Origin of the sequence: Xanthomonas populi, assembly GCF_002940065.1 — a bacterium.
Lineage (GTDB): Bacteria > Pseudomonadota > Gammaproteobacteria > Xanthomonadales > Xanthomonadaceae > Xanthomonas > Xanthomonas populi.
The window spans coordinates 1-1,053 of record NZ_MDEJ01000286.1; the positions used below are offsets into that span (position 1 = coordinate 1).

Sequence of the window (1,053 nt, forward strand, 5' to 3'; positions counted from 1 at the left end):
AAGATCGCAATGTCCAATTGCGCGAGCGCATCCTCGCGTTGGCGCATCGCCATCGCCGCTATGGCGTGGGGATGATCTATTTCAAATTGCGACAGGAGGGGCGCATCGTGAACTACAAGCGCGTGGAGCGGTTGTACCGCGAGCAGCAGCTGCAGGTCAGGCGCCGCAAGCGCAAAAAGGTGTCGGTGGGCGAGCGTCAACCGCTGCTGCGGCCATCGCAGGCCAACCAGGTGTGGTCGATGGACGTCGTGTTCGACCGCACTGCCGAAGACCGGACGATCAAGTGTCTGGTGATCGTGGACGACACAACGCATGAAGCGGTTGCCATCGACGTGGAGCGCGCGATCTCGGGACACGGCGTGGCGCGCGTGCTGGATCGGCTCGCGCACAGTCGCAGCTTGCCGCAAGTGATCCGTACTGACAACGGCAAGGAGTTCTTCGGCAAGGCGATGGTCGCCTGGGCACATGCCCGTGGGGTGCAGTGACGGCTCATCCAACCCGGCAAGCCAAATCAAAACGCCTACGTTGAATCGTTCAACGGCCGACTACGCGACGCATGCCTCAACGAGCACTGGTTCCCAACGCTGCTGCATACACGCACCGAGATCGAACGCTGGCGACGCGAAGACAACGAGGAACGACCCAAAAAAGCAATCGGCGGCATGACGCCGGCTGCTTATGCCCAACATCTGGCCAACATCGATATCATTCCCCCCCGGACTCTAAACCCGGCCGCTACTCAGGGCGGGGGGACGTCGCGAGGACAGCGGATTTGATGACTGGCCGCCAGGCATCGACAGTAGTCCCTGCGATTCGCGTCCTGGCGCGACGACCATGCGCTGGGTCGCGCCGAAGCCCGGGGCTTGAACCAGCGGCATGTGGGTGTCGCCCCATGGCCCACATGGGATACTCGGCTTGTGGCAGGTTGTCGTAGAGTTCGGCGGCGGTCATGCCGCTGCCGCTGGCCAGCAGCGTCAGGATCTGAGGTATCCCCACGTTTTTCAGCCCATGACCATCTGGTTGTAGACGTGTTCGGGCAGTGTGCGTAATCGC

Annotated in this window: 1 pseudogene; it reads left to right on the top strand. The window is 62.2% G+C overall.

Annotated elements, in window-relative coordinates:
• Nucleotides 1–776: pseudogene (locus tag XpopCFBP1817_RS20860) on the top strand (IS3 family transposase); the annotation flags it as partial.
• Nucleotides 777–1,053: the final 277 nt, after the last annotated feature.